Origin of the sequence: Streptomyces sp. NRRL F-5135, assembly GCF_000719775.1 — a bacterium.
GTDB classification, from domain to species: Bacteria; Actinomycetota; Actinomycetes; order Streptomycetales; family Streptomycetaceae; genus Streptomyces; species Streptomyces hebeiensis.
Window position 1 is genome coordinate 74,451 of the sequence record NZ_JOHR01000001.1, and the last position, 26,890, is coordinate 101,340.

General features: G+C 73.8%; 25 protein-coding genes. 1 reads left to right on the plus strand and 24 read right to left on the minus strand.

Annotated features, from left to right (window positions below):
- Positions 1-126: 126 nt before the first annotated feature.
- The 17 genes from IG02_RS0100350 to IG02_RS37560 form a co-directional block, all read right to left on the minus strand.
- Entirely contained in the window at positions 127-1,629 is a 1,503-nt protein-coding gene (locus tag IG02_RS0100350; protein ID WP_051764210.1) for a peptide MFS transporter, read from the minus strand.
- A 39-nt stretch (positions 1,630-1,668) separates the two neighbouring features.
- Positions 1,669-1,851, minus strand: coding sequence for a Trm112 family protein (locus IG02_RS0100355; RefSeq protein ID WP_030740003.1), 183 nt, complete (start codon positions 1,849-1,851; stop codon positions 1,669-1,671).
- A 123-nt stretch (positions 1,852-1,974) separates the two neighbouring features.
- Positions 1,975-4,215 carry an aminodeoxychorismate synthase component I gene (gene pabB, locus IG02_RS0100360; RefSeq protein WP_063756703.1) on the minus strand — a complete coding sequence of 747 codons (2,241 nt, stop codon included), beginning with the start codon at positions 4,213-4,215 and terminating at the stop codon, positions 1,975-1,977.
- Between the two features lie 251 nt (positions 4,216-4,466).
- Positions 4,467-5,195 (minus strand): SDR family oxidoreductase, encoded by a 729-nt coding sequence (locus tag IG02_RS0100365; protein WP_037801774.1) that lies wholly within the window; start codon positions 5,193-5,195, stop codon positions 4,467-4,469.
- The gene (locus tag IG02_RS0100370) at positions 5,192-6,157 is read right to left on the minus strand and encodes an ACP S-malonyltransferase (protein ID WP_051764212.1); all 966 of its coding nucleotides are present in this window, start codon (positions 6,155-6,157) and stop codon (positions 5,192-5,194) included. The genes IG02_RS0100365 and IG02_RS0100370 overlap by 4 nt, the downstream gene beginning before the upstream one ends.
- A gap of 17 nt (positions 6,158-6,174) precedes the next feature.
- Positions 6,175-7,644: a class I adenylate-forming enzyme family protein gene (locus IG02_RS0100375; protein WP_030740015.1), complete on the minus strand. Its 1,470-nt coding sequence runs from the start codon at positions 7,642-7,644 to the stop codon at positions 6,175-6,177.
- The gene (locus tag IG02_RS0100380; protein WP_030740017.1) at positions 7,641-8,387 is read right to left on the minus strand and encodes a beta-ketoacyl synthase N-terminal-like domain-containing protein; all 747 of its coding nucleotides are present in this window, start codon (positions 8,385-8,387) and stop codon (positions 7,641-7,643) included. The genes IG02_RS0100375 and IG02_RS0100380 overlap by 4 nt, the downstream gene beginning before the upstream one ends.
- Positions 8,377-9,552, minus strand: a complete 1,176-nt coding sequence (locus tag IG02_RS0100385) for a beta-ketoacyl synthase N-terminal-like domain-containing protein (protein WP_030740020.1) — start codon at positions 9,550-9,552, stop codon at positions 8,377-8,379. Before IG02_RS0100385 ends, IG02_RS0100380 begins: the two co-directional genes overlap by 11 nt.
- Positions 9,549-9,845, minus strand: coding sequence for an acyl carrier protein (locus IG02_RS0100390; RefSeq protein ID WP_030740021.1), 297 nt, complete (start codon positions 9,843-9,845; stop codon positions 9,549-9,551). Before IG02_RS0100390 ends, IG02_RS0100385 begins: the two co-directional genes overlap by 4 nt.
- A gap of 23 nt (positions 9,846-9,868) precedes the next feature.
- The gene (locus tag IG02_RS37555) at positions 9,869-10,645 is read right to left on the minus strand and encodes a 4'-phosphopantetheinyl transferase family protein (protein WP_051764214.1); all 777 of its coding nucleotides are present in this window, start codon (positions 10,643-10,645) and stop codon (positions 9,869-9,871) included.
- On the minus strand, positions 10,642-11,223 hold the full coding sequence (locus tag IG02_RS0100400; RefSeq protein ID WP_051764216.1) for an AAA family ATPase: 582 nt from the start codon (positions 11,221-11,223) through the stop codon (positions 10,642-10,644). The genes IG02_RS37555 and IG02_RS0100400 overlap by 4 nt, the downstream gene beginning before the upstream one ends.
- Entirely contained in the window at positions 11,220-12,284 is a 1,065-nt protein-coding gene (locus IG02_RS0100405) for a glycosyltransferase family 2 protein (protein ID WP_051764218.1), read from the minus strand. The genes IG02_RS0100400 and IG02_RS0100405 overlap by 4 nt, the downstream gene beginning before the upstream one ends.
- 110 nt (positions 12,285-12,394) lie before the next feature.
- Positions 12,395-13,435 carry a methyltransferase gene (locus IG02_RS0100410; RefSeq protein ID WP_030740030.1) on the minus strand — a complete coding sequence of 347 codons (1,041 nt, stop codon included), beginning with the start codon at positions 13,433-13,435 and terminating at the stop codon, positions 12,395-12,397.
- On the minus strand, positions 13,432-13,779 hold the full coding sequence (locus tag IG02_RS0100415; RefSeq protein ID WP_158712216.1) for an acyl carrier protein: 348 nt from the start codon (positions 13,777-13,779) through the stop codon (positions 13,432-13,434). Before IG02_RS0100415 ends, IG02_RS0100410 begins: the two co-directional genes overlap by 4 nt.
- A 178-nt stretch (positions 13,780-13,957) precedes the next feature.
- Entirely contained in the window at positions 13,958-15,046 is a 1,089-nt protein-coding gene (locus IG02_RS0100420; RefSeq protein ID WP_030740034.1) for a hypothetical protein, read from the minus strand.
- Positions 15,043-16,737 (minus strand): GMC oxidoreductase, encoded by a 1,695-nt coding sequence (locus IG02_RS0100425; RefSeq protein ID WP_078854067.1) that lies wholly within the window; start codon positions 16,735-16,737, stop codon positions 15,043-15,045. Before IG02_RS0100425 ends, IG02_RS0100420 begins: the two co-directional genes overlap by 4 nt.
- Positions 16,730-17,425: a hypothetical protein gene (locus IG02_RS37560; protein WP_030740038.1), complete on the minus strand. Its 696-nt coding sequence runs from the start codon at positions 17,423-17,425 to the stop codon at positions 16,730-16,732. The genes IG02_RS0100425 and IG02_RS37560 overlap by 8 nt, the downstream gene beginning before the upstream one ends.
- Positions 17,426-17,510: 85 nt before the next feature.
- Between IG02_RS37560 and IG02_RS0100435 the strand changes: the two genes are divergently transcribed.
- Positions 17,511-18,467: a hypothetical protein gene (locus IG02_RS0100435; RefSeq protein WP_030740040.1), complete on the plus strand. Its 957-nt coding sequence runs from the start codon at positions 17,511-17,513 to the stop codon at positions 18,465-18,467.
- 112 nt (positions 18,468-18,579) lie between these two features.
- Here the strand turns inward: IG02_RS0100435 and IG02_RS0100440 are convergent, their stop codons facing one another.
- From IG02_RS0100440 to IG02_RS0100470, 7 genes are all read right to left on the minus strand, one after another.
- A complete protein-coding gene (locus tag IG02_RS0100440; RefSeq protein ID WP_078854068.1) occupies positions 18,580-19,590 on the minus strand; it encodes a Gfo/Idh/MocA family protein in 1,011 nt (336 codons plus the stop codon).
- The gene (locus IG02_RS0100445) at positions 19,587-20,405 is read right to left on the minus strand and encodes an inositol monophosphatase family protein (protein ID WP_051764220.1); all 819 of its coding nucleotides are present in this window, start codon (positions 20,403-20,405) and stop codon (positions 19,587-19,589) included. Before IG02_RS0100445 ends, IG02_RS0100440 begins: the two co-directional genes overlap by 4 nt.
- Positions 20,402-21,820, minus strand: coding sequence for an aspartate aminotransferase family protein (locus IG02_RS0100450; protein ID WP_051764221.1), 1,419 nt, complete (start codon positions 21,818-21,820; stop codon positions 20,402-20,404). The genes IG02_RS0100445 and IG02_RS0100450 overlap by 4 nt, the downstream gene beginning before the upstream one ends.
- Entirely contained in the window at positions 21,817-23,061 is a 1,245-nt protein-coding gene (locus IG02_RS0100455) for an aspartate aminotransferase family protein (RefSeq protein ID WP_051764223.1), read from the minus strand. Before IG02_RS0100455 ends, IG02_RS0100450 begins: the two co-directional genes overlap by 4 nt.
- A gap of 132 nt (positions 23,062-23,193) precedes the next feature.
- Positions 23,194-23,841 (minus strand): bifunctional 4-hydroxy-2-oxoglutarate aldolase/2-dehydro-3-deoxy-phosphogluconate aldolase, encoded by a 648-nt coding sequence (locus IG02_RS0100460; protein ID WP_030740052.1) that lies wholly within the window; start codon positions 23,839-23,841, stop codon positions 23,194-23,196.
- A 2-nt stretch (positions 23,842-23,843) separates the two neighbouring features.
- Positions 23,844-24,584 carry a class I SAM-dependent methyltransferase gene (locus IG02_RS37565; protein ID WP_051764227.1) on the minus strand — a complete coding sequence of 247 codons (741 nt, stop codon included), beginning with the start codon at positions 24,582-24,584 and terminating at the stop codon, positions 23,844-23,846.
- 239 nt (positions 24,585-24,823) lie between these two features.
- Entirely contained in the window at positions 24,824-26,878 is a 2,055-nt protein-coding gene (locus IG02_RS0100470) for a PhoX family protein (RefSeq protein WP_234314554.1), read from the minus strand.
- Positions 26,879-26,890: the final 12 nt, after the last annotated feature.

Here is a 26,890-nt window from a genome sequence, read left to right on the forward strand (position 1 = left end):
CGGAGCTCGGTTCCGGCTGCGTGCCGCCCGGTGCCCGGTGCTTGCGCGGACGTGTGTCTGTTCACGGCGGCGGCAGGGGCCCGGCTCCGGGAGCGCCGGGGCCGGGCTCGCGTGGCCGGTACGGTGTCAGGCCACCCCCCGCATGAGCCTGCTGAGGTTCCCGCGGGCGGCGGCGACGGCCGCGGCACAGAGCAGCGCGGCGGCGGAGAGCACCGCGAAGTAGGTGCCCACCGGCCATACGGTGGTGGCCCGTACGACCTGGGAGCTGAGCGCGCTGCCCATCGCGACCGACAGGAACCACAGACTCATGATCTGGTGGGTGAAGCCGGCCGGGGCCAGTCGGGTGGTCACGCTCAGGCCGGTGGGGCTGAGGAGCATCTCGGCCACGATCTGGACGAAGAAGGCGGCCAGCAGCCACAGCGGGGAGACGCGCCCGCCGTCCGCCGAGGCCAGGCCGGCTCCCGCCATGATCAGCGTGGCGAGACCCAGGCCGAACAGGCCGAGGGCGAACTTGGCCGCCGTGCTCGGCTGCCGGCGGCCCATGCGCAGCCACAGCACGGCGAACGCACCGGCCAGCAGAATGCTGTAGAGCGGGCCCAGGGACTGGAACCAGCTCGTGGGGAACTGCCGGCCGAACAGGGTCCGGTCGACGTGGTCCCGGGCGAACAGGCTGATCAGGGAGCCGCCCTGCTCGGCGATCATCCAGAACATGGCCGCCGCGAGGAAGATCCACACATAGGCCCGCAGTCTGTCGCGGTCCACCGGTTCCAGGCCGGCGGCGCGGAACATGGAGGCGAAGCAGGCGATCGGGACGACGACGGTGAGCAGCGTGACGGCCTGGATGACGCCGTCGATGAAGGTCGTTCCGAACAGCGTCGTGACGCCGAGCACGATGCCGACGACAGCGAGTGCGCCGCCGACCGCCCCGAGCATGCGGCGTGTCCCGGGCGGACCGGCCGTCCCCGTCGGCCTACGGGCCGTGTCGGGCAGCCGGCCGCCGCCCGCGAGGCAGACGACGAGACCTATGAGCATGCCGACCGCGGCCGCACCGAACCCGATGTGCCAGTCGACCCGTTCGCCGAGGAAGCCGGTGACCAGCGGTGCGGCGAAGGCCCCGACGCTGATGCCCATGTAGAACAGCGAGAATCCGGCGTCGCGTCGGGCGGGGGCCTTCGCGGTGTCCGCGTCGCCCTCGGCGTCGTACAGTCCGCCGAGCGCGGTCGAGATGCTGGGCTTGAGCAGGCCGGTGCCGACGGCGACGAGCAGCAGTCCGGGGTAGGTTCCCCCGGCGCCGACGGGCAGGGCCAGGACGCAGTGGCCCAGGGTGATGACGACTCCGCCCCACAGCACCGCCCGGTACGAGCCGAGGACCCGGTCGGCCAGCCAGCCGCCGGGCAGCGCCAGCAGGTTGACGAGGGCTCCGTACACGCCGAAGACCGCCGCCGCCAGGTGCGGTGCGAGCCCGAGTCCCCCGTCGTCGGGCGGCGCGGCGAGGAAGAGCACGAGGATCGCCCGCATGCCGTAGAAACTGAACCGTTCCCACATCTCGACGCTCCACAGCGTGAGCAGTCCTCGTGGGCAGCGGGTCCCGGCCGTGCGGCGGGCCGGGGCCTTCTCCTGATCCGTCACCGCGTCCCGCCCCGCCCCCGTGGGCCGGCTCAACGGACGTCAGCCCGCCGAGGACGCCGGCGCCTCGGCACCGACGACGAGGACCGGGATGCCGTCGACGACGGGGTACCGCCGGCCGCAGGCGGCGCCGAGGCAGGTCATACGGGCGTGGTCGGGGTCGAGTTCGAGCCGCTCGGCGCAGACGGGGCAGGCGAGGATGTCGAGCAGACGACTGTCGATCATGATGACTCCTTCTGGTTCCGGTTCTCGGACGGGTCGTTGGGCCGTCGGTCCCGGGCGGGTGTGTGCGCGGTCGTGTGTCCGCGGGTGGGCGTGCGGGTGTGCTCAGGAGGGCGGGCCGGGGCGTCACGCCTGGTACGGGGCCGGGGCGTGCGAGGGCTGTTCGCGCGCGGTGTCCGCGTCCGTGGCGTCGTGCTCGTCCACGGCCCCGGCCCCGGCCGGCGGCTCGTCGCGGGGACCGTCGGGGCACAGCGCCCGTACCGGCGCTCCGGCCTTGAGGAGCATCTCCTGGTACTCCTCGGCCGGGTCGGAGTCGAGCACGATGGCGCCGCCGGCTCCGACGGTCCACCGTCCGCCCGAGCGGACTGCGGTCCGGATGACGATGTTCAGGTCGGCGCCGCCGCCCAGCCCGAGGTAGCCGATGGAGCCGGAGTAGACACCGCGCGGCGCGCCCTCGAGCCGGTCGATGATCTCCATGGTGCGCAGCTTGGGGGCGCCGGTCATGGAGCCTCCGGGGAAGCAGGCTCGTACGCAGCTCACCGCGTCGGTGCCCGGCCGCAGTGTGCCGCGCACGGTGGAGACGAGCTGGTGGAGCGTGGCGTACGACTCGACGTGCATCAGGCGCGGCACGTGGACGGTGCCGATCTCGCAGACGCGGCCCAGGTCGTTGCGGAGCAGGTCCACGATCATCAGGTTCTCGGCGCGGGTCTTGGGGTCGGTGACGAGGTCGCGCTTGAGCCGCGCGTCGGAGGCGGGGTCGGCGCCCCGCGGGGCGGTGCCCTTGATGGGCTTGCTCTCCACGGTGCCGTCGGCCGTGATGCGCAGGAAGCGCTCCGGTGAGGAACAGGCCGCCTCCAGCTCGCCGAACCTCAGGTAGGCCGCGTACGGCGCCGGGTTCAGGCGGCGCAGCCGGGTGTGCGCGGACAGCGCGTCGGTGCTCGCGGGGATCCGCACGGTGTTGGTCAGGCAGATCTCGTAGCTCTCGCCGGCGCGCAGTTCCGCACGGCAGCGGCGCACGTCGGCCAGGTAGCGTTCCCGGTCCCTGGCGAGCCGGCTCTCCGGCGGCCCGGGGGCGGCGGGGGCCGGGGCGGGCACGCGCGCGGGCGGCGGTGGGAGGGAGGCGATCGTCGAGGCGGTCTCGCGCAGCCAGCGCTCGGCCCGGCGCTGGTCCGCGTGGTCGGGGCGCGAGAGGCACAGCAGATAGGTCGTGCGGTGCTCGTGGTCGACGGCGACCAGCCGGTCGGCGAAGATCCATCCCGCGTCGTCGGCGGTGGAGGGCCTGCTGAGGGGCGATCCGCAGTCGGCGCGCAGTTCGTAGCCGAAGTAGCCGACGTAGCCGCAGGTGAAGTCGAAGGGGAGGCCGGGGGCGTCGATCCGGTGGCGGGCGAGTCGGGTACGCAGATGGTCGAAGACACTGCCCGGGACGGTGGTCGCGGTGCCGTCGGCCGCGGTGACCTCGACCTCGCCCGAGCCCGCCCGGTAGCGCACCGTCTCGGCCAGTGGCCCGGTCGCGTCGCCGAGGAAGGAGAAGCGCGCGAGCCCCGGTTCGACCCGGGAGCTGTCGAGCCAGAAGGAGTGCGCGGCACGGGCGAACAAGGTGCGGAAGACCGTCTCGGTGTCCGGTTCCGTCCGCAGCCGGCGGACGTGGAGCCGGTACGGTTCGCCGGCCCCGCGAAGGCGACGACCGGGGCCGGCGCCGGTCGTCGCCTCCGCGGGGCCGGTCGTCTCCTTCGCGGGGCCGGCCGCCGGGCGGCCGGGTCGGCGCGCGGCGGCCCGGGCGGTGGCGCGGTGGGCGTGGGCGAGACGCGTGAAGTTGGCGATCAGTTCCGGGCCGAACTCGGTGCAGACGGACTCGGGGTGGAACTGCACACCCCAGCGCGGCAGCGTGCGGTGGCGCAGACCCATCACCACACCGTCCTCGGCCCAGGCGGTCGCCTCCAGCGCGGCGGGCAGGGGCTCGGGGACGGCCAGCGAGTGGTAGCGGACGCCGGTGAAGTTCTGCGGGAGACCGGCGAACAGGTCCTCGCCGCGGTGCCGGATCGGGCTCAGGTGGCCGTGCCGGGGCGTCGGCGCGGGGCGCACGCGCGCGCCGGCGGCCAGCGCGATGCCCTGATGGCCCAGGCACACCCCGAGGGTGGGCAGCCCGCAGGCGGACAGCAGGCCGGCGGCCAGCCCGAGGTCGCGTGCCCGGCCGGGGTGCCCCGGCCCGGGGGATATCACCAGGCTGTCGAAGGCGTCCGGATCCACCTGCCGCAGCGCCGGGTCGTCGTTGCGCAGCACCACGGGCTCCGCGCCCGTCGCCCGGGCTATGAGCTGGAAGAGGTTGTAGCTGTAGGAGTCGTGGTTGTCCACGAGCAGCGTCCGCATGGAGGGCTCCTGGTGCGGTTCGAGCGGCGGGGGCGGGCCTTCGTCGGTCCGGCGGGGTCGGGCCTTCGGGTCGGCGGGTCGGGCCCTCGTCGGTCCAGCTGGGTCAGGTCGGCGGGTCGGCGGGTCGGCGGGTCGGCGGGTCGGCGGGTCGGTCGAGGGTGAGTCGGCCAAGGGTGAGTCCGGCGAATCGGGCCGGCGGGGGCGGGAGCGCGCGGGAGCGCCGGTGGGCGGGACGGCGTCGGCGCCCGGTGTCAGCAGCCCATGGCCAGCCCCCCGTCCACCGGGACCACGGCGCCGGTGACGTAACTCGCCGCCTCGGAGGCGAGGAAGGCCACGACGGCGGCGATCTCCTCGGGGCGTGCCGCCCGGTTCAGCGGCGTGCTCGCGAGGACGGCGGCCCGGCGCCGGGCCGCCACGTCGGCGGTGAGCCGGGTGTCGACGAAGCCGGGCAGCACGACGTTGCAGGTCACCCCGCGCGGGCCGAGTTCGCGGGCCACTCCTCGGGCCAGTCCGGTCAGACCGGACTTGGCGGCCGCGTAGGAGACCTGTCCGGCCACGCCGAGGGCCGCCGCGACGGAGGAGAGGAGGACCATGCGGCCCCAGCCGGCGGAGACCATCGCGGGCGCGGCGCGGCGCACGGCCCGCCAGGTCCCGGTCAGGTTGGTGTCGACGACGCGCCGGAACGACGCGTCGTCGGTCCGCATCAGCAGGCCGTCCTCCCGGATGGCGGCGCCGGCGATCAGGATCTGCACGGGCCCCTGTCGTTCCTCGGTCCGGGCGAACGCCTCGTCGACCTGGCGGCTGTCGGACACGTCGCAGCGGACGGAGGCGAACCCTTCGGGTCCCTCGCCGCCGCGCGAGGCGACCGTCACCCGGTGGCCCTGGGCCGCCAGCACGTGTGCGGTGGCCAGGCCGATGCCCCGGCTGCCGCCGATCACCAGGGCGGAGCGCCCGCGGGGTACGGTGCCAGGGGGCTTCACGGCAGCGGCACCGCCTTTTCCAGGGGCCGCATGAAGTTCAGTGCCACGGCGACGGGTTCGGGGTGCAGCAGGGCGGCCTTGGCGAGCACCTGGCCCGGTCCGGTGTCCAGGACGGTGGTGAGACCGGCGTCGACGACGGTGCGCATCGCGTCGTTCCACCGCACGGGCGCCGAGAGCTGGCGCAGCAGGTCCTCGCGCAGCTCACCGGTGCGGCGGGCGGCGCGTCCGTCGCTGCCCAGCAGGACGGGAACGGTGGGCGTGGCCAGCGGGACGGCGGCGAGCCGCGGTGCCAGCGCCCGTTGCACGGGATCCATCAGCGGTGAGTGGGACGCCACGCCCGCGGTCAGTTCCCGCACCCGGACGTCCTCCTCCCGCACGGCGCGCGCGGTGACCCACCGCACCGCCGCGGTGTCACCGGAGACCACGGTCCGCGCCGGTCCGTTGAAACAGCCGGGGACCACCACGCCCAGGTCCGGCGGGCAGGCGGCGCACCAGTCGGCCACGCGGCCCGGTTCCGGACCGGAGAGGGACGCCATCAGTCCGGGCCGGCGGCGGGTCTCCTCCCCCATCAGCCGGGCGCGCCGGGCGACGATGCGCAGGGCGTCGTGGAAGCCGAGGGCGCCCGCCTCGACCAGGGCGGCGAAGTGACCGAGGCTGTGGCCGCCGACGAGCGCGGGCGGCGCCCAGCGGGTTCCGGTGTGCTCGCGCAGCGCCGCACTGCCCGCGAGGGCGGTCGCGACGATCGCCGGGTGGGCGACCTCCGGCGGCGCCAGCTCGGCCGGTGTGCCGTCGCGGCAGAGCCGGAGGAGGTCGAGTCCGGTCGCCTCGTGGGCGCGTCGGAGCACGTCGACGGCGGAGCCGAAGGACCGGCACAGCCGGCGGGCCATCGCGGGCAGTTGCGACCCCGCGCCGGGGAAGAGCAGCGCGTACCGTCCGGCGGAGATGTCGTCGAGGACGCTCATCGGAGGACCATCCCTTCTCACGCGGTCACCTCCTGCCACAGGCGGGCCAGGTGGATTTTCCCCGTGCCGGTGCGCGGGAGCGCGTCCCGCAGGTGGAAGCGGGTGGGCACCTTGTACGAGGACAGCGTGCGGGCCACGTGGCGGCGCAGTCCGGTCTCGGTGACGCCGGGTTCGACCGCCACGAACGCCACGAAGCGGTCGCCGTGTCCCTCGGTGCCCTCCGGCGGCGCGGCGACCTTGCACTCGATCACCCCGGGGGCCGCTCGGACGGCGCGTTCCACCTCGTCGGGGTCCACCTTCCGGCCGGCCACCGAGATGCGGCGGGTGGTGCGGCCCTCGACCACGACGGTGCGGGGGGTGGGGAGCCGCCCGGTGTCCCCCGTGCGGAACCAGCCGTCGGTGTGGGCGGCGCGGCCGAGTCCGGGCAGGCCCCAGTAGGTGACCTCGGTGCCGTCCTGGCGGAGGTACAGCTCACCGGAGGCGTGCGGGTCATGTTCCAGCAGGCGGCCGTCCTCGGTGCGCAGCCGTGCCTCGATGCCGGGCATCAGGCGCATCGCAGGAGCCTGCTCGTCCGGGGAGCCGGGGTCGTCGGGGTCGTCGGGGTCGTCGACGCAGAACGCGATCTGGCCGAACTCGGTGGCACCGTACTGGTCGCGCAGCGGTACGCCGACTTTTCCGCGCCAGTCCCGGGCGAGCTCGGCGGTGAGCGGCTCGCCGGCGCTGACGCACACCCGCAGCGCGGGGGCCGGCGTCAGCCGGCCGGCGTCCAGCAGGGCGCGGTAGAGGAACGGCACGCTCTGTACGACGGTGGCGCCCGAGTCCCGCAGCGCGGCGGCCAGCGCCGCGGGGCCGGCGGGGTGCGGGGCGAGGACCAGGGTCGCGCCGGTGAGGAGGGCGGGCAGAAGGGCGACGCCGAACGCGTAGGCGTGGTGCAGCGGGGTGGTGCACAGGACGCGGTCGTCGGGGCCGTAACCGGCGGCGTCGGCGAAGGCCGCCGCGTTGGCGAGGGTGACGCCCCAGTGCTTGCGCACGACCTTGGGCTCGCCTCCGGTGCCGGAGGTGACCAGTCCGAAGTACCGCGCGGGCCGCTCCGGACCGGAGGCCGCGGCCGGCGGGCCCGTCGGCGGCGGTTCGTCGTCCGGGGAGGGCGCGTGCCAGGTGGTGACGGTGGCGAGGGCCGCGGTCCGGGCGCGTTCGTGGGCGGTGGCACGGGCGTCGTGGAGCACCGCCTCGGTGCCGTTCGCGGCCACCGCGAGGAGCGCGACGACGGTGTCCGGGTGGTTGCTCCCGAGCAGCCCGACGCGCCGGCCCGGTGTCCGGTCGCCGGCCGTCCGGTGGCGGGCGCGCGCCCGGGTGACCCGCGCGTACAGCTCCTCCCAGGTGACGGTGGTGCTCCGGTGCTCCAGCGCGGTGCGGCGGGGGGTGTGCGCGGCGCGCCAGGCGAGCGTCGTCAGCAGGTCCGCCGCGCTCATGTCCGCCGCGCTCATGCGGTGCCTCCCGGGACGAGGGCGACGCGGGAACCACCGCCGCGCAGTTCGATGCCGTCCGGCGACCGCCGCGCGTACCAGTCGGCGAGCACGGCGAAGGGCGCGCTGGTGTCGCCGTCGTCCGCCGGGGTGTCCCGCCCGGCCCGTACGGCCGGATGGCCGCCGCCCGGGCGCCAGTCGGTGACACCGCCCCCCTCGCCGTCGGGGCCGAGCACGACGGCGGCGGTGTTCAGCGGCGTGGGGGTGGCGTCTCCCGGCCCGGCGGGAGACGGCCAGTGCGCGGTGGCGACCAGGACCCGTGCGCACCGCCCCGAGGTGATCATCCCAGCGGCGTAGCCCAGCGCGTCGACGCCGCCGGCGGGTCCGGTCAGGGTCACCGCGGTGCCGTCGAGGCCCAGTTCGATGCACAGCCGCCCGGTCAGCGAGTGCGGCGAGTAGTGCAGGAAGCACTCCGGTGCCAGCCACCGGGGGCCCGGCCCCGCCAGCACCTCGGCGATGTACGCGGAGGTGGCGTCGGTGGCGCGGTGGGACGCGGTGACGCAGCCCAGTTCGCGGGCCTCCTCCGGGGTGACGCCCGCGGCGTCGAGTGCCTCCCGGGCGGTGGCGAGGAGTTGGGGGCCCAGCACGTCGCGCACCGCCAGGGGCATGCGGGGCAACTCGGTGGTGTCCGCGGGTGTCGGGGGGATCCGCCGGGGTGTCGACCGCACGGCGGTGCCGGCGATCCGGGCGATGTCACGCCGCACGGCCGAACACCACCGCCACATTGGAGCCGCCCAGGCCGCAGGAGATGGTCATGCCGGTCTCCGGCGGGCTGCCGGGGCTCTGTTCGCCCAGGTTCAGGTGGTGCCAGCGCGGGTCGCGGTCCGCCAGGCCGAGCGTGGGGAGCACCTGGCCGCGCGCCAGGGTCAGTACGGTCACGATCGCCTCCACCGTTCCCGCGGCGCCCTGGCAGTGGCCCAGCGCCGCTTTGCTGCTGACGACGGGGACGCGGGGCAGGTGGTCGCCCAGCACCTCCGCCAGGGCATGGAGTTCGGCCACGTCGCCGTGGCGGGTCCCGGCGGCGTGCGCGTTGACGTAGCCGAGTTCGTCCGGTGCGGTGCGGGCGTCGCGCAGGGCGCGGCGTACGGCCTTGGCCAGCCCTTCGACGTCGGGTCTGGCCGCCTGGCGGGCCTCGTTGCTGCTGCCCCAGCCGCGCAGATGGGCGTGGGCGTCGGGGGCGGTGCGTTCCAGCACGACGGCGGCGGCGCATTCGGACACCCGGATGCCGGAGCGGCGGGCGCTGAAGGGGCGGCAGCCGCGCGGACTGAGCGTACGCAACGAGGCGAGTCCCTGGAACGCGGTCTCGGTGACGGTGTCGACGCCGCACACCAGGACGCGTTCCGCGAGGCCGTCGCGCACCAGGTCGGCGCCGACGCCGAGTGCGGTGGCACCGGCGGCGCTGGCGTTGCCGACCCGGATGACGGGCCCGTCCCAGCCGGGTGCGGCGTACGGGGTCCAGCCGGCGTCGGCGGCCGGGGCCCGGCCGTCGCGCCAGGCGCGCCAGGCCGCCGCGGAGGGGCAGCCGCCGCTGTCGGTGGTGCCCACCACCAGGGCGGTGGGGACGCGTCGGCGGCCGGTGCGCGCCTCGGCGTCGGCCAGCGCGTCGCTCGTCGCCCGGTGCAGCAGGTACGGCAGTCTGCCGGGCTGCCCGGGGGCGGGCGTGTCGGCGTCGCCGGTGTCGGGGACGAATCCGGCGACGCGCGCGCCGGTACGGGAGACGTCGAAGTGCTCGACGGTGCGGAAGGCGGCGCCGCCCCGCTCGCAGACCCGCCACAGCGCGTCGGTGCCCCTCCCGCCCGGGGAGAGCACGCCGAGTCCGGTGACGGCGACGGAGCGCGCGGTGTCCCGGCCGCGCCGCGCCGTGTTCACGCCCGCTCCGGGAAGGCGCCGTGCTCGGACAGATGGCGCACCAGCGCGTCGACCGAGTGGGCGACGTCCCACAGTTCGCCGTCGACGATGCGGTCGACGGCGCACTCGCGTTCGAGTGCGGCGAGTACGGTGACGATGTCGAGGGAGTCGATGCCGAGGTCGTGGAACTCCTCGCCGCGCCCGATGGACCCGGCGAGGTCGTCCCCGATCCGTTCGGCCAGCTTCTCGCGCACCAGGGCCTCCAGCCGCCCGGTGGTCCCGCTCCCGTCGTCTCCTTCGCGTGTGTGCCGCATCGCGCTCCCCTCGTGTGTCTCGCTCAGTCGGTTCGTAGCCCGGTGCCGTCGCGCGTGGTGACGGACGCCACGTGACCGGGGGCGCCGGCCGGTACGGCCCGCACCCACCAGCCCCCCAGCGCGTCGGGGCGTGCGACGGCCACCCGGCCGTCGTCGTCGACCGTCGCGCCGATACGGGCGAGGGCGGCCCCCAGCGGGGTGCCGGACGCCTTGGCGTACGATTCGGCGCCGGTCCACGCCGTCAGGAGCGCGGTGCGGCGCTCCCCCGGGGGGAGCCGGGCCAGTCGGGGCCGCTGGGCCGGTCCGAACAGCCGGGGCTCCAGTACGCGCGGGTCGGCGGTCCTGGCGGCGGTCTCCACGTCCACGCCCACGGGGTGGCCGGCGTAGTCGACGGCGACGGCGACCAGGAGACCGGCGTGGGACACGGAGAGCCGCCAGTCGGTCCCGTCCGCCATCAGGCGCACCGGGCCGTGGTCCCGCCCGCCGCAGGCCGGGCACCGGGCGGCCAGCGGCACCCGGGCCGGGTGCAGCCCGAGCCGTCCGCCGAGGACCGAGCGCAGCAGGCCGCGGGCCACGGTGAAGCGGTCCCGTGCCGGGGGCCGTGCCCGGGCCGCCCTGGCCCGCTCGGCGGGACTCAGCAGGGCCGCGCAGTGGTGGACGAGTGCGGGACCGACCACGGCCTGGCGCACCTCGGCGCAGCCGTCGTCCGGCGGTGGCCCCGCTCGGGCGAGCCGGGCCGGGCGGTGCGTTCCCACGGCGGCCGCGACGTCTTCACCGGTCGCCCGGAAGAGGTCCGTCACGGGGTCTCGCTCTCGTCGAGCCGCGCCAGGATCTCCTCGACGGTCTCCTCCGGATTCTGCTCCGACGTGTCGAGCCAGAGGCCCAGCCGCGCGGTGTCCCGGCGGAGGACCTGGTCCAGTTCGCGGGCGTACCGACCGGTCTCGTCGTACGCCCGGCCGGACCGGGCCGCGTCCCGCCGCAGGACGGTCGCGCTGTCGGGTGCCAGCGCGATCACATGACGGGGGCGCGCGTCCCCCAGGAGACCGACGAACTCCCCCAGGTGGGCCCCGAGGAGATTGTCCTCGGCGACCACGGTGAATCCCTCGGCGGCGTACGAGCGGGTGAGGTACGCCAGGTGGCGCAGGCGCAGACCGTACTGGCGCACCGCCTCCTGAGACGGGTCCGTGGTCATCTCGGCCCGGCCGGCGACCACCATGCGGCGCAGCACGTCGCCCTCGATCAGTACCGCGGGGTCGAAGCGCCGCGCCAGCAGCGCGCCGACCGTGGACTTGCCGCTGCCGGGGACACCGGTGAGGACGAACACCCGTCCGTACCCGGGACCGCGCGGGGCCGGGCTCGTGAGACGGGGCGGGCTCATGAGGCGGCTGAGACGGGTCCGGCCGCGGACGGCTCACGGGCCGGGCTGCCGGACCCGTGGTGGCACCGCCATTCCAGCGGGGGCTCGCGGAGTGCCAGGAGCTCCACGAGGACGCGGTTGCCGATCGGCTCCACCTTCTGGAAGGCGCGCTTGACCGCCGTGGTGCCCCGCTCGCCGAGGGTGTCCGGGAGGTACCGCTTGATCTGCTCGAACAACAGCCACTGGCGCCCCTTGCGGTTCTTGGCGACCCGCTCCACGTAACTGGGTTCGATCCCGTACTTGTTGGCGAAGTGCTTCAGGGTCTCGGCGGTCCAGGCGTCGCTCCAGCGCAGCATGAAATACGGCAGGTCGGTCAGCGCGAAGGGTGGTGGCATCCGGTAGGTGATCACGGACGCCGGCTCGAACCACACCGTGCCGCCCGCATCGAGCACCCGCCGGCTGAAGTCCAGGTGCTCACGGGTGGTCAGCAAACCCTCGTCCATGCCGCCGACCTGGTCGAACACCGAGCGGCGCACCAGTGCGCAGTGGAACTCGATGATGTCGCACCGCTGCCGCCGCAGCTCCTCGGCGGGCACCTCGGAGAGGTGTTTCATGAAGTGCCGCTGGGTCTGGACGAAGCTCCTCGTGCCCCAGGTGCCCGAGAACTCCATGTCGCCGCCGGCCATGTGCACGGTCTGCTCCTGCAGCGGTCCGTGCAGGTAGAGGGGGCCGACCAGGGCGGCCTTCTCCTCGTCGGCGCAGGAGAGGAGGGGTTCGAGCCAGTTGGGCGTGTACTCCACGTCGTTGTCGAGGAAGACGACGTACTCGCCCACGGCGTAGCGCAGTCCGATGTTGCGGGCGCAGTTCGGCGACACGTACTTGTTGACGCGCACGGCCGTGAAGCCGCGTTCGTCGCTCAGGCGCCGCAGGCGCTCCCAGCGGTCGCGCGGGGAGTTGACGTCCACGTACACGACATGGCAGGGGACGCGGGTGTGCTCGTAGAAGCTCTTCAGGGACTCCTCGGCGTAGGAGAAGCGCTCCCGGCTGGTGATGACGGCGGTGACGCGGGGCGGGGTGTCCATGTCTGCTCCAGTTCGCGTGCGGAGTGGGGTCCGGTGGGAGCCGGTGCCGCGACCGGCAGGGTGTGCCCGTCGAGGAGCGACCGCCGCGCGGCGGCCCGCCGCCGGAAGGGTCACTGGTCGGGCCGCGCGGTGACGAGCGCGTAGTGGCCGTACGTCGGGGTGGTCTCGTACCGCGGGAATCCCGCTTCGTGGAGGAGTGCGGCGAGTTCGGGCAGGGCCCGCAGCCGGCCGCCGGTCATCACCGCGAGGGCCATGGAGTAGCCGGCGGCGGTCGGCGACAGGTGGCGGGAGTCGTCGGGCATCACCTGGTGGATCAGCAGCCGGCCGCCCGGGGCCAGCGCACCGCGCGCCCTGGCCAGCAGCACCAGGGACCGTTCGTCGTCCCAGTCGCCGAGCACGTCGGCGAGGAGCACCCGGTCCTGGCCGGCCGGCCAGGTGTCCGCGAACATGTCACCGGGGCGCAGGACCACCCGGTCGGCCAGCCCGGCGTCGGCCAGGACGCGGGACGCGGTCGCCGCCACCACGGGGAGGTCCATGACCGTGGCCCCGAGCCGCGGGTTGCGCCGGGCCAGCGCCATGGAGAAGGTCCCGATCCCGCCCGCGACATCGAGCAGGGACGCGCAGCCGGACAGGTCGAGCCGGTCGGCGAGCGCGGCGGCGGGAGCCGCGGAGTGCGCGTGCATGGCGCGGGCGAAGAGCTCGCCCTGGCGCGGCGACCGTCCGTGGGTCCGCCAGATGTCCTTCCCCCGGTAGCCGTGTGGCGTGCCGTTCGTGACGACGTGCCGGACGGCCGTGCATCTCTCGTCCCAGCCCAGGCCGAGCATCGGGCCCCAGTAGCGCGCGGTGCCCGGCAGCAGGAAGGCGCGGGCCGAGGGGGTGAGGTGGTGTTCCCGGCCGTGCACGGTGAGGAAGCCGAGGGCGGTCAGGAGGGAGAGGAGCGTGGTGGTGCCGTGGGTGTCGAGGCCGCGGGACCGCGCCAGGTCCTCGGCGGGCGCGGGCTCGTCGGCCAGGGCGGTGAAGATGCCGAGCCGGTCGGCGGCGGCGAGCGCCGGCAGCCGGTACTGGGACATGTACGTGTCCATCAGCAGCCGGTCGTCGGGCGCCGTGGAGTCGGCGTCGGAGCCGGGGGGTGTCCCGCCCCTTCCCGTCACCGGACGTCCGAAGCGTCGGACGCGCCGGATGCTTCGGACACCCCGGAAGCTTCGCACGCTGCCAGCCGGTCGGCCAGGGTGTCGAGCAGTTCCCCCACGGTGGTGTAGCGCATCGGGTCGATGTCGTCGTTCTCGAAGGTCAGATCATACTTCTGCTCGAAATAGGTGAAGACGTAGGCGAGGGTGATCGAGTCGAGTTCCAGGGAGGACATCGACTCCTTCTCGGTGAGGGCCTCGGCGCGTTCCCGTGGGGTTTCGCACTGCTCCACCAAAACCCTGCGGATGTCATCGAGGATTTCCTCCCTCGACGGCACGCTGACGTCGTTGCCACTGGTCAGAGACATCAAGAATCCCCTTTGTTTCACGACACCGGGACGCAAAACCCGAGCCATACGCTAATGAATCACCCAACAGAAGTCAATCTTTACAAAAAACTCCGAAAAGGGATCGACAGATATCGACAACCAGCCCCTCCTTTCTCTTTCGTCGGGCATTTACGACCTTTTTTGTCCGGTTGCCCGCCTATCCGAAACTCAGTTCGGCAGGCGGTTTCTCCTCGCCGAAGCACCAGTGGGTCTCGCCGCGCAGCCGTCGTACGAGACGGCTTCCGTCGCCGGTGGCACGCGGGCGTACCGCGGCGGCGTGCCGGCACATCGCGGCCAGCAGCGTGTCCAGGCTCCCGGCCAGCAGCGCCACCTCCTCGTGCGCCACCGCGTAGACGCCCTCCGCCCGGAACCGGTGCAGTCCGAGCAGCAGCAGACCGAGCTTCTGGGCGCGGGCGGCGGCGGCCAGGCAGGCACGGGAGACCTCGGCCGTCCGCTCGTCCCGGGCCCCGGCCAGTGCGTGCCCGAGGAGGAAGAGCTGCGGCTGGATGTCGCCGAGCACGAGTACGTCCATGCCCTTGGCCAGCAGCAGCGGCAGCCGGGCCCCGGACCACACCCGCCCGTGGAAGGCCCGCAGTTCGGCGATGTCCCGCGCCAGGGGCAGCAGGGAGGCGGGCACCAGCCGGGCGGCCAGTTCCTCCGGCCGGCGCTCGGCCGGCGGCTCGACGCGCTCCAGCACCGCGTACCGGGTACAGGACTCCTTGAGCGCGTCGGTGACCGGGAGCACCCGCCGGTACCCCGCGGTCGCCGGGGCGTCGGTGTCGAGCAGGTGCAGTCCCTCCTCGTCCAACCGGTGCGCGAGGACCATGTGGTGGTGGAAGTGCTCCTTCCCCTCGTGCTCGTCGCCGGGCCAGTGGTGGCCGTCGGGCATCAGCACCACGGGGGTGCCGCCCTCGACCAGCGCGGCGATCCGCGGCCAGTGCCGCGAGCCCGTCCCGATGCCGGTCAGGTACCAGCGCGCGGTGCACGCGGGGAACTCGCTCATCGGCCCGTACCACTCGCCCCGGCGCACCAGGTCCAGCGGCCCGGCCAGCCCCTGTGCCACTTCCTTCGCGCCGTAACCGCGGTGCAGGAGCACCGCCTCGACCGAGCGCAGGAAGCAGCCGAGACCGTCGAGGCCGATGTTCTGCCAGCCCAGCGCGGTGGCCGGATCGAAGACATAGGGCCGGGGGCCCCGGGGCCGGCCGGCGGGCTCCGTGGACGTCCGGGCGGTGCGGTCGGCGCTCACGTCGTCCTCCTGGTGTTCCGCAGCACGGTGGCCATGATCGTCAGGGTCGGGTTGTGCGCCCCGGAGGTGGGGAAGAGACTGCCGTCGGCGACGAAGACGTTGTCCAGGGCGTGCAGGCGGCCGACGCCGTCGGTGACGCCGGCGCGCGGGTCCGTGCTCATCCGCATGCCGCCGAGGGTGTGGAAGTTGCCCGGCACGGTGGCCGGTTCACCGGGGAACGCGCGGGAGCGCGTCTCGGGCACGGCCGCGACCTCGTCGGCCCCGGCCGCGCGCAGCAGGGCGGCCAGTCGTGGCAGGTAGAAGCGCTGGGCCGTCGTCTCGTGGCGGTGCGGCGCCCAGGATATGCGGGGCACCGGCACACCCAGCCAGTCGCGCGTACGGGGATCGAGACCGACGCGGTTGTCCCGCTGGGAGACGTCCTCGCCGTGCATCTGGACGCCCAGCAGCCGGTCGCGCAGCGGGCTTTCGCGCATCAGCCGTTTGAACGCGGTGCCGTACGGCACGTCCGCGAGCCCGCGCAGCAGACGGCGGTAGATCCGGCCCTCCCCCACCCGTCCCGGCGGACCGGCCCCCAGCTCCACCACACCGCCCCGGAAGTACGTGAGCCCCGCCTCACGCGCCGCCTCGCGGGCCCCGGGGTGCTCCGGATCGGCGAAGTCGTCCAGGGCATGGGTGATGTTGCGGCCCCGGTCGCCGCGCACCCGCTCGGTCAGGAACAGCCCGTACGCGACGGAGTACCAGTGGAACATCAGGTGGCGGCCGAGGAGGCCCGAGGGATCGGGCAGTTCCGACAGCAGGGCGAGCCGGCAGCTCTCCACCGCCGACCCCGCCAGCACCACCCGGTCGGCGCCCAGTTCACGGCTCCTGCCCGCCGCGTCCACGTACCGCACACCGCCGGCCCTGCGCCCCGTGTACCGGACACCGGTGGCGGTGGACAGCGGCAGGACCTCCGCGCCGGCGAGCACGGCCCGGCGCAACGCGGGCAGCGCGCTGCCGCGCGACTGGTTCGGACAGCCGTAGCCGCAGCACGTCCCGCAGTCGGTGCAGGCCGGTCTGCCCCCGTAGGGACGGGAGTTGGCGGCCATCGGCATGGGATAGGGCGCGAGGCCCAGCCGCCGTGCCGCGTCGGCCACCCGTACCGAGGACGCCTGGTCCGGCCCGGGGGGCATCGGGAAGTCGAGGTCCCGCGGCGCGTGGCGCAGCGTCGGGGCGGCAGGCAGGGCCGCCAGGGCGCCCTGTACGCCGAGCAGCGCCTCGGTCTCGGTGTAGAAGGGGACGAGTTCGGCGTAGTCGAACGGCCAGTCGACGACATCACACTCCGGGAGGGGACCGAGGAGGGTGCGCTTGGCGAAGTCCAGGTCCCACAGCCGGGGCGTCTTGGCGTCCCAGTGCACCGAGCCGCCTCCGACGGCGGCCGGCAGCGCGTTGACGAAACCGGTGTACGGCGGCCCGGGGAAGGCCCGGTCGTGGTACACGCGCGGTTCGGCCAGCGCGTCGGGGTACTCGAAGCCACGCACCGGGCCCTTGATCTCGTCGGCGGAGAAGGTGTGGCCGGGCGCGGGATCGCGCAGGTCGGCGAAGTGGTTCGGGCCGCGTTCCAGCACGATGACGTCCCAGCCGTTCTCGGCGAGGACCATGGCGGCCACCGCCCCGCCCGGACCGCTGCCGATCACCACGGCTCGCTCAGCCATCGGATCCTCCGGCGGCGAGGGCTCGGGCGGCCTCGGTGAAGTGCCGGGCCAGGACGGCGACGGGGTCGTCGCCGTCACCGGTGTACGGGCGCGGCGCCGCGGGTCCCGCGGCCGCGTCCGCGTGCCCGGCCGTACGGGGCGAGCGGGGCGCGGCGCCGGGCCCGGGGCGGGCCGGCGGCCGGGGCATCCCCAGGTGGTGGTGCCCGCCGGGGGCCGGACGCCCCGGGCGGGCCGCGCGGCCGGGGGCGAGGCCCCGGTAGACCGGATCGCCGTACGTCGCCTCGACGGCATGGTCGAACAGCAGTCCGCGGAACTCCTCGGCCTCCGGGGCCCGCAGCGCCAGGTGCCGCGCCGGCACCGGGGCCGCGGCGAAGTCGCCGCCCGCCAGGCGGTCCAGCAGGGCGATCCCGGTGCGGTAGGCCTCCTGGAGTACCTCGACACGCCGGCGCCAGCCCACCCGCTGGGCGGGGGTCAGCGGCAGGAACGTGCCGTCGTCGCGCCCGGACGCGTAGATGAGCGGCGGTTCGACCGTGAACGCGCCCAGCAGCCGGTCGGCGTAGCGCACGGCGTCCGCCTCGCGCGCGCCCGGGTCGCTCTCGCCCGGGGCGTCGGCGGGGCCGGGAATGAGCAGCGCCGTCGCCTCGCGCACCGCCTCGGCCTGGTGAGCGTCGAAGAAGCTGAACGCCAACTCTTCTCCAGCACAGGGGTTTTGACCATAATCATCCAGTGTCGACACATTTATTCCTTCCGTGCTCGGAGTCGAGGAGACCCGCATGAACAGGACCGAAGCCGTATCCCCGGAAGCCGTGTCCCCCGCCGCCGGTCAGTCCCTTCCCGACGCCGAGGACGGGGCGTTCGCCCTCACCCGGCGGCTGCTGGCCACCAGGGCCCCCCGGTTCACCGGCCGTCACGGGGTGGAGGTGCACAGCCTGGTCTCCGCCGACCACGTGCCCCTCTACCTCTTCGCCGCCAAGTCCCTGGCCCGTCACTGGCCCGAGGTGACCCCTGTCGTGCACGACGACGGAACGCTGACCGGGCGCGACACGGCGCGGCTGCGCCGGCACGTCCCCGAGGCGCGGATCATCGGCCGGGCCGACGCGGACCGCCGGGTGGAGGCGCTGCTGGTGGACCACCCGGTGCTCCGGGCCGTACGCCGGAACAACGTCCGTGTCCTGCAGCTCGTGGACTACTTCCTGCTCAGCGAGGCCTCGATGGTGGTCGGCATGGACAGTGACGTGGTCTTCCTGTCGCGTCCGGCCACGCTGATCGAGTGGGCCGCCGCGCCGCCCGCGCGCCGGCCGGCCTTCCTGTACTCGCCGGAGTTCGGCTGGGAGCCGCAGGGCGTGCACTGGATCGCCGAACACCTGCCGGGCACGCCGTACGTGCCGTACATGTGCTGCGGGTTCGCGGCCGCCGACACCGCCGCGTTCTTCGACCCGGCGTTCCTGGAGCGGATCCTGGCGGCGCTGCCCCGGGAGATCAGCTTCGCGCCGCGCTATGTGACGCAGATGGCGTACTCCCTGCTCGGCGGGCGGCTCGGCGAGGACCGGACGCTGGACCTCGGCGAGCCCTACCGGTCCGGCCGGCTCGCCTGGCTGCCCGCGATCGAGGACCGCGTGATCTGCCACTATTTCGCCTCCCACGAACGTTCCAGCGCCTTCGACAACCTGGCCGGCGAGGGGCCGCTGCTCCGCCGCGCGCTCGGCCTCGCGCCGGACACCGCCGGCTGACCGGCGGTCCGGCCCCGGTGAACGGGCGGCCATCCGCCCGGTGAACGGGCGGCCATCCGCCCGGTGACGCGGGCGGCCGTCCGTCCATCGGGGCCGGCCGCCCACGCGTTGGTCACAGGGGCATCACCCGGCCGTCCTCGGCGGCCGAGAGATACGCCGTCTCCACGACGCGCGCGGTGTCGACGATCTCCCGCGCGGGTTCGTGCCACAGCGCGGGATCGGCCAGGACCCGGCGGAAGTCCGCGTACATCGGGGGGAACCACTCCAGGTGTGTCTGGTCCTTGCTGGGCGAGACCAGCGCGTGCCGCCGGACCCCGGCCGCGGACCGGACGGTGACCTGCCCGTCGTCGATCCGGACCAGGCCCGCGGATCCGGCCACCCCGTAGTGGTTGGACCGCTCGCCACTGGTCCAGCTCAGCTCGATGTCGCAGCGGGCGTCGCCGAACTCGAGCCGCAGCCGGGCCGCCTCGTCCACCGCGTCGGGATCACCGCCGGGCCGTACGACCGTGCAGGACAGCTTCTCCGGCGCCCGGCCGAACAGCCGCAGCGCCATGTAGACGCAGTGCGTGCCGTGGTCGAGCAGGATGCCGCCGCCCGCCAGCGCGCGGGAGCGGCGCCAGTCGGGCGCGTATCCCGGTACGCCGCGTGCGTGACGGTCGCGCAGGACGCGGAACGTCGCCGACTCCAGCCGGCCGATCCGGCGGTCGGCCACGGCCTCCCGCAGGGTCCGCATCACCGGTGAGGTCCCGTAGTTGTGCGACGGGAACAGCAGCCGGCCCCGTGCGGCCGCCTCGCGCGCGAGGCCGCGCGCCTCCTCGGCGCGGACCGCCACCGGCTTCTCGCAGATGACATGGCGCCCCGCCACCAGCGCGGCACGGGTGAGCGGCACGTGGAACACCGGCGGCGAGCAGACGTCCACGACGTCCACGGCGTCCGGGCCGCCCGACGCGAACAGCTCGCCGAGCGTGGCGGAGACACGCCCGCCCGTGAGGAGCCGGGCCGCGGCCCGGCGGCGCTCCTCGGACGGTTCCACGACGGCCACCACCTCGGCGTCCTCGACGGACCGGTAGCCGCTCAGCCGCGCGGTGCCGGCCGTGCCGAACCCCACGATCGCCACCCTCATGCCCGACCTCCCGGCTCGGCCGCCGGCGGGCGCGGGCCCCCGGCCTCGACGAGGGCCCGGTGGAAGGCGGGTGCCGCGGCGACGAGGTGTCCGCGCGCCGCCACGAACGTCTCGCCTCCCCAGCCGGTGACCGTTCCCCCCGCCTCGGTGACCAGCAGGGCACCGGGCGCGGTGTCCCACACCCCGATGCCGAACTCCAGGTATCCGTCGTACGCGCCCGAGGCGACCCGGCACAGCCCGGTGGAGGCGCTGCCCGGTTCCCGGATCTCGAATCCCGCGTCGAGCAGGCGGTCCGCCACGCAGCGCTGCTGTCCGCGTACCACGCCGTCCGTACCGAAGCCGGTGCCCGCCAACGGCCGGCCGGTCCGTGGGACCGACACGCGCAGGCGTACGTCGTCGCGGTACGCGCCCTGACCGGCGACGGCCCGGTAGACCGCTCCGGACTCGGGCAGGCGGATCAGGGACAGCACCGTCCGGCCGTCGACGGCCAGGGCGAGGGCCACCGCGTAGTCGCTCAGTCCGCGCAGATAGTTGGTGGTGCCGTCCAGAGGGTCGACGATCCAGGTGGGCCGGCCGTCGTCACCGCCCTCCGGGCTCTCCTCCTCGGACACGATCTCGAACCGCGGGGTCCGCTCCCGCAGTACGGCCAGGGCGAGGCGCTCGGCCGCCAGATCCGCGTCGCTGACCGGTGCGTCGCCCTCTTTGACGCGTACCTGGTGCGGCGCGGCGCGACGTCTCAGGAGCTCCTCCGCGGCGGCCGAGGCGGCCAGTGCCGCCGTCTCGGTGAGACGGTCCGTGTCGAGCGTGACGGTCATCCTTCACCTCGCGCGCGGATCAGCGTCTCGCGGATGATGCCGACGGCCGTCCCGGCCTGTTCCCGGCCGATGGAGAGCGGCGGGTAGAGCCGTAACGTGCTGCCGCCCAGCATCACCAGCACACCGGCCTCCATGAGGTCGAGGTAGACGCGTCGCACCACGCTCTTCGGAGCGGGTTCGCGGGTCTCCTTGTCCGCGACCAGCTCGATGCCGAGGGCGAGCCCCGCGCCGCGCACCTCGCCCACCAGCGGGGCGAGTTCGGTCAGGTCGAGGAGTTGGGACAGCATCTCCCGGCCGCGTTCGGCCGCGTTCCCGACGAGTCCGTCACTCGTGAGGATCGACGTCGTGCTGGCCACCGCCCGGCAGGCCATGGGGAAGGCGCCGAAGCTGGACGAGCTCGCGCTGGGGTCGGAGAAGGGCGCCGCCGCCATGGTGGACCCGGCCGCGATCACCCCGGTGACGGGATAACCGCCGCCCATGCCCTTGCCGACGGTGAGCACATCGGGGCGGGCGTCCTCGTGCTGGTGGGCGAACGCGGCGCCCGTACGCCCGAAGCCGGTCATCATCTCGTCCGCGATCAGCAGGGCGTCGAACTCCTCCGCCACCTCGCCGAGGGCGGTGAGGTAGCCGGGCGGCGGCACCACGTTGCCGGACCGGCCCTGCACCGGCTCGACCACGATCGCGGCGAACGCCCCGGTGGAGTTCTCCTTGATCACATCGCGGGCGTGCTCGACACAGGCGAACCCGCAGCCGGGCGGCGCGAGTTTGAACGGGCAGCGGTAGCAGTTGGCGTACGGGGCGGAGAAGTAACCGGGCGGCAGCGGCCCGAGCCCGGACCGGGCGCCGGCGGTGAGGGCCAGGCTCCCCATCGTCTTGCCGTGGAAGCCGCCCCAGAAGGAGAGGAACTCGTGTTTGCCCGTGACGGACTTGGCCAGCCGCAGGGCCGCCTCGACCGCCTCGGTGCCGCCGCTGTAGAGCTGGATCGTGTCCAGGTCGTCGGGCAGGAAGTCCCGCAGCACCCGCACCATCTCCAGGCGGGCGGGCGTGGCGAAGGCACCGGCCGTGGCCCGGGTGAGTTCCTCGGCGAGAGCGGCCGTGAAGCGCGGTTCGGCGTGGCCCAGCGAGTTGACGCCACCGGCCCCCTGGAAGTCGATGATCCGGTTCCCGTCGATGTCGGTGAGCACCGCGCCGTCCGCGTCGGCGACACACAGCCGGGAGAGCAGCATCACGGCCTGGAGTCCGGGGCCGATCACCTCTTGCTCCTCGGCCCAGTGCCGCTCGGTGGCGGTACGCGGCCGGAGCATGCCCCAGCCGTGGCCGGCGGGGGCGGGCGGACCGGTGACGGGGTGCGCGACCGGGGGGCGCGTCGGTGGGGCCTGAACCGGCAGGGGGCGTGCCGTCCGGGAATCGGTCATACCGCCTCCGCCCTCTCCCCGGCGAGCCAACCGTCCCTGGCCAGCGCCTCGAAGCCGCTCCGTGCGGCGCGTACCGCAGTGTCGATGTCCTGCTCGGTGGTGGCGGCGGACACGAACCAGTGGTGGTTCGGGTGCAGGAAGACGCCCTCACGGATGGTGGCCGCGTAGAACGAGCGCTTCGCCCGCTGGTCGCGCTCCTCGCCTCCGAAGCCGAAGTCGAGGAACGGCATCGGTGGGTGGCCGACGACCTTCATGGGTGCCCGGTAGGCGGCGACGAGTTCCCGCAGTCCGCTCTGGAGGCGTTCGCCGAGTTGCCGGACCCGCTCGAGGTGCTCTCCCGAACGGAGTTTGCGCACGGTGGCCAGGGCGGCCGCCATGGCGTCGGCGTTGGCGTAGTACGTGGACGAGATGTGCACCGTGTCGAGGGTGCGCAGCACATCGGCACGCCCGGTCAGCGCGGAGATCGCATAGCCGTTCGCGAACGCCTTGCTGAGGGTCACCAGGTCGGCGGTGACACCGTAGTGCTCCTGCGCGCCGCCGATCGCGAGGCGGAAACCGGACCGGATCTCGTCGAAGACGAGCAGGGTGCCGTGCTCGCGCGTCAGTTCGCGCACGCCCTCCAGGAAGCCGGGGGCCGGGCGCTCGATCATGAACGGCATCATCACCACGCAGGCGATCCGCCCCCGGTGGCGTTCGAGGAGCGCGCGCAGTGAGTCGAGGTCGTTGTAGGTGAAGGTGTCCACCAGTGCGCGGCTGACGGCGGGAATGCCGTGGTCCCACTGGGCGCACCAGTCGTGCCAGCCGTTGTAGCCCCAGCGCACCACGCGGTCGCGTCCCGTGAAGGCACGGCAGAGCCGTACGGCGGCGCCGGTCGCGTCCGACCCGGTCTTGAGGAGCATGCCCATCTCGGCACCGGGGATGATCTCCAGCAGCTCGCTGATCAGCTCCGTCTGGATCGGCTTCATCAGGCCGGTGGCGAAGCCGCGCCGGATCTCCCTGACGACGGCCTCGTCCACGTCCGGGTCGGCGTGGCCGAGGATGACCGTTCCGTAGGAGAGGAAGAAGTCCAGGTACTTGTTGCCGTCGACGTCCCAGAAGTGGGCTCCCTGGGCACGGTCGGCGAAGATCGGGTAGTGGCCCTCGACCATCTGGTCCGAGGCGATGACGTTCTTGCGCTTGGCCGCGAGGGCGTCGATCTGCTCGGCCCTGCGATCGAGTTCGAAGGAATGGTCCAGGCCCAAGGGAGTCCCTTTCGGCTAGTGCCGCGACCGGCAAGGTCGCCCGTCGAGGAGCGCCCGCCGCGCAGCGGGGCTTGTGGCCGACGCCGCGCGCACGCTGCGCCGGGCGCCGCGGCGTAAGGGGCGGAGGGGCGGTTATCCGGCCTGTGCGGCGCGCACCCGGTCGAGCAGGTCGGCTGCCCGGTGCCGCACGTCCGGAAGGCTCCCGCCGCGCAGGGCGTCACCGACGAGCGGCCGTCCCAGCGCGGCGGCATGGGCACCAGCCGTGAAGTAGTCCGACACGTCGTCGGCGGTGATGCCTCCGGTCGGGACGATGGGGATGTCGGGGAAGGCCATCGTCAGCGAGGCCAGGTAGGCCGGGCCGCCCAGCCGCGCGGGGAACAGTTTCACCAGCGCGGCGCCGAGCCACCACGCCTCCATCACCTCGGTGGTGGTGAAGGCACCGCACACCACCGGAACGCCGAGCGTGCGCGCCTCGTCCAGCACCTCGGGCAGCACCCCGGGGGTGAGGAGGTAGTGCGCACCCGCGTCCACCGCCCGCGCGGCGGTCTCGCGGTCACGGACGGTCCCGGCACCGACCAGGGCGGCACCGGTGGCCACACCGCGTGCCACGGAGCGGAGGGCGTCGGGCGAGGTGAGGGTGATCTCCACGGCGCGGATGCCGGCCTTGCCGAGTTCCTCGGTCACCTCGGGCACGGCCGGCGAGCCGGGCTCGGTGAGCATGGCGATCAGAGGGGTGCCGGCGACCTCGGCGGCGATGTCGAGGGGGCTCGTCCCGGTCACGGTCACGCCTGCTTTTCGAGGACGAGGATCTGCCGCCGGGTCCGCCGGACGACCGGGGCCGCCGGATCGGGAAGGGCACGCAACTCCCGTACGAGCGGCGCGACCTTCTCGTCGAACACGGCGTCGTCCACGGCCCACAGGTGGTACAGCATGCGCTGTTCCAGGCCGGAGGCGATCTGCTCGGGGCTGTGTTCGTGCGTCGCGGCTTCCAGTTCACCGACCTCTACGGCCTTGAAACCGACCGACTCGGCGAGGGGTACGACGTGTTCGGCCCGGTCGTCCGCTTCGGCGGTACGGGACTGGATCTCCTCCATGATCCTGCTGACGGGGTGGTCGTCGAAGAGGATCATGCCGGGGATCACCACGTACCGCCCGCCGGGTTCGAGGACGCGATGGACCTCGGCGAGTCCTTTGCGCAGGTCCCCGACGACATGGGTGACCCAGACGCTGTACACCTGGCTGAAGGTGGCCGGTGGGAAGGGCAGGGCGGTGAGGGAGGCGGCCGCCACGACCTGGCCGACGCGACCGACCGCCTTCGTCAGCATGGAGTGGGACAGGTCGATCCCCATCACCGTGTGCCCCAGTTCGGTGAGGGCGAGGGCCACCACACCGGTTCCCGTTCCCGCGTCGAGGAGGAGCTCGTCCTTCGCGGTGCGACGGCTGATGGCGGGGGCGATCCTGCGGCCCCGCGCCTCACCTCCGCGTGTCTGGTCGTAGAAATCTGCTGCCGGGGAAAAGTTCACAGACGACTGCACGGTCACCCACTTACTCGAACCAATAGCGTGCGGATATCTACTTTCTGTTGGACTTCCGTCACGGAACACCGATCAGGAACGTGCAGTTACGAAAGTGCGGGACCACATCCCTGCCCTTGCGGAGCTTTCACGGCGACGGAGAGGATGCGGATACGGATCTGGATACGAATGCGGATACGAATGCGGCGAGGGCGGAAATACGGCCGCCCTCGGAAGACGGACCTGTGTCACGGCCGTCTTCGGACAAGAGGACCGCCGTCGGTTCTTCGTACGGCGATGACCGCGGCGCGCGGTTGGCTGTCGCCACCGTCCGGCCAGTGCGAGGCGGGGTCCCGGGCGTCGGCTTCGGGCAGTTCTCCGGGGTGCTGCACGGAGACCAGCACGAAGTCGGGGCCGATGACCGGGCCGCAGCACTCCGCGCCGGTCGGCACGGTCAGGAAGCGCCGGACGCGGCCACGTTCCGGGCCGCTGAGCGGGACCACGTAGAGCCCGTCGTTGAGCCCGCCCCGACGGCCGGCGTCCGTCGCGATCCACAGGTTGTCGTGCTCGTCGAACGCCAGGTTGTCGGGGCACGAGATGGCGCTGACCCGGCTCTTGTCGAAGCCCGCGTAGTACGTCCCCGGGGACCGCGGGTCACCGCAGACGAGCATCAGCCGCCACACGAAACGTTCGGATGCCGGGTCGTCACCGCGCTCGCGCAGTTCCAGGATGTGCCCGTCGCGGTTGCGCGTGCGGGGGTTGGCCTCGTCCGGCCCCGGGACCCCCGCGGCGCCCCGGTAGTCGTTGTTGGTCAGCGCCGCGTAGACCCGGCCCGTACGAGGGTGCGGCTGGACGTCCTCCGGCCGGTCCATCGGGGTCGCCCCGGCCAGGTCCGCCGCCCGCCTGGTGAAGATGTAGACGTCGTCGCCGGTCATGCCGGGAACGAAGCTGCGGTCGTTGTGCGCCAGCGGGATCCAGGTGCCCGTACCGTCGAACTCGCCGTCCCGCGGCGGCTTCCCCCGACCGTCGATCTCGCGCGCGGGGCTGTCACCGGTGAATCTCGCCGCGTAGAGCGTGCCGGAGTCCAGCAGTCGCTTGTTGTGCTCGCGGGAGCGCCGGTCGTCGCCCTCGCGCATGCGCTCGTCCGAGACGAACTTGTACAGGTACTCGAAGCGCTCGTCGTCACCCATGTAGGCCACGACCCGGCCGTCCGGGGCGACCGAGATGTTGGCGCCCTCGTGCTTGAAGCGGCCGAGCGCCGTGTGCTTGACCGGTACCGAGTCGGGCCGGAGGGGATCGATCTCGACGATCCAGCCGAAGCGGTGCGCTTCGTTCGGCTCCCGCCCCAGGTCGAAGCGGGTGTCGTACGTCTCCCAGGCGCGCGGCGAGGCGCCCTCGGCGAAACCGTGGCGCCGCAGGCCTTCCCTCGTCGGCGGGTCCGTCACGCGCTCCGCGTACGCGAACGGCATGTGCGCGTTCTCCTCGCCCGACAGCACCGTGCCCCAGGGGGTCGTGCCGCCGGAGCAGTTGGCCATCGTCCCCAGGACGTGCCGTCCCTCGGGGTCCGCGGAGGTGCGCAGGCGCGGTGACCCGGCGGCCGGCCCGCGCAGCTCGAAGGGGGTGGTCAGCGTGATGCGCCGGTTCCACCGCCCGTCGGCGCGCGCCCGCAGGCGCCCGTCGCGCGCGGAGCGCTCCACCAGCACCACGGACATCCCGTACGCGGCCCAGGCGGTGCGCACATGCTCCTCGGACGGCGCCGCGGGGTCCCAGTCGGGGTACATCAGCGGCTCGGTGGCGTACTCGTGGTTGCTGACCATCAGCCAGCGGTCGCCGCCCGGCAGCGGGACGAGGGCGCAGTAGTCGTTGTTCACGCCGAACTGGCGGGACTGCGCGGATTCCGTCTGCCGGTCGAAGTCGAAGGGCGGGGCGTCCGGGAGAACCGGGTCTCCCCAGCCGATGAGCACCTCGTACTCGAATCCCGCGGGCACGGTGACGCGATCCCGGCTGTCGGGCGGCACGGGCTCGAAGTCCGGATGGCCGCCGGGCTCCGCCCCGGACAGCCCGGGCGCCGCGGGTACGGTCCGCGCGGTGAGGCCGGTCGACGGGGCGAGCAGCGCGAGTGCCCCGCCGCCGAGGACGGCCCGGCGCGAGATCGCCTCACGCAGGACGGTTCCGAAGTAGGTGTTCCCCGAGGTGTTCGGAGCGTCTTGGGCGCAGGCGTCGCCGCACCGAAAGGAACAGGTACGCGCCGAGCGGAGAACATGTCGGCCGATGGACAAAAGCGGTAACTGCCGTGCCGGCACGCCGTGAACCAT

Coding starts and splice junctions, on each gene's coding strand:
- IG02_RS0100355 (WP_030740003.1), bottom strand. CDS start 1,851: ATGATCGACAGTCGTCTGCTCGACATCCTCGCCTGCCCCGTCTGCGCC.
- pabB (WP_063756703.1), bottom strand. CDS start 4,215: ATGCGGACGCTGCTCGTGGACAACCACGACTCCTACAGCTACAACCTC.
- IG02_RS0100370 (WP_051764212.1), bottom strand. CDS start 6,157: ATGAGCGTCCTCGACGACATCTCCGCCGGACGGTACGCGCTGCTCTTC.
- IG02_RS0100375 (WP_030740015.1), bottom strand. CDS start 7,644: ATGAGCGCGGCGGACATGAGCGCGGCGGACCTGCTGACGACGCTCGCC.
- IG02_RS0100390 (WP_030740021.1), bottom strand. CDS start 9,845: ATGCGGCACACACGCGAAGGAGACGACGGGAGCGGGACCACCGGGCGG.
- IG02_RS0100400 (WP_051764216.1), bottom strand. CDS start 11,223: ATGAGCCCGCCCCGTCTCACGAGCCCGGCCCCGCGCGGTCCCGGGTAC.
- IG02_RS0100405 (WP_051764218.1), bottom strand. CDS start 12,284: ATGGACACCCCGCCCCGCGTCACCGCCGTCATCACCAGCCGGGAGCGC.
- IG02_RS0100415 (WP_158712216.1), bottom strand. CDS start 13,779: ATGTCTCTGACCAGTGGCAACGACGTCAGCGTGCCGTCGAGGGAGGAA.
- IG02_RS0100425 (WP_078854067.1), bottom strand. CDS start 16,737: ATGGCTGAGCGAGCCGTGGTGATCGGCAGCGGTCCGGGCGGGGCGGTG.
- IG02_RS0100435 (WP_030740040.1), top strand. CDS start 17,511: ATGAACAGGACCGAAGCCGTATCCCCGGAAGCCGTGTCCCCCGCCGCC.
- IG02_RS0100440 (WP_078854068.1), bottom strand. CDS start 19,590: ATGAGGGTGGCGATCGTGGGGTTCGGCACGGCCGGCACCGCGCGGCTG.
- IG02_RS0100445 (WP_051764220.1), bottom strand. CDS start 20,405: ATGACCGTCACGCTCGACACGGACCGTCTCACCGAGACGGCGGCACTG.
- IG02_RS0100450 (WP_051764221.1), bottom strand. CDS start 21,820: ATGACCGATTCCCGGACGGCACGCCCCCTGCCGGTTCAGGCCCCACCG.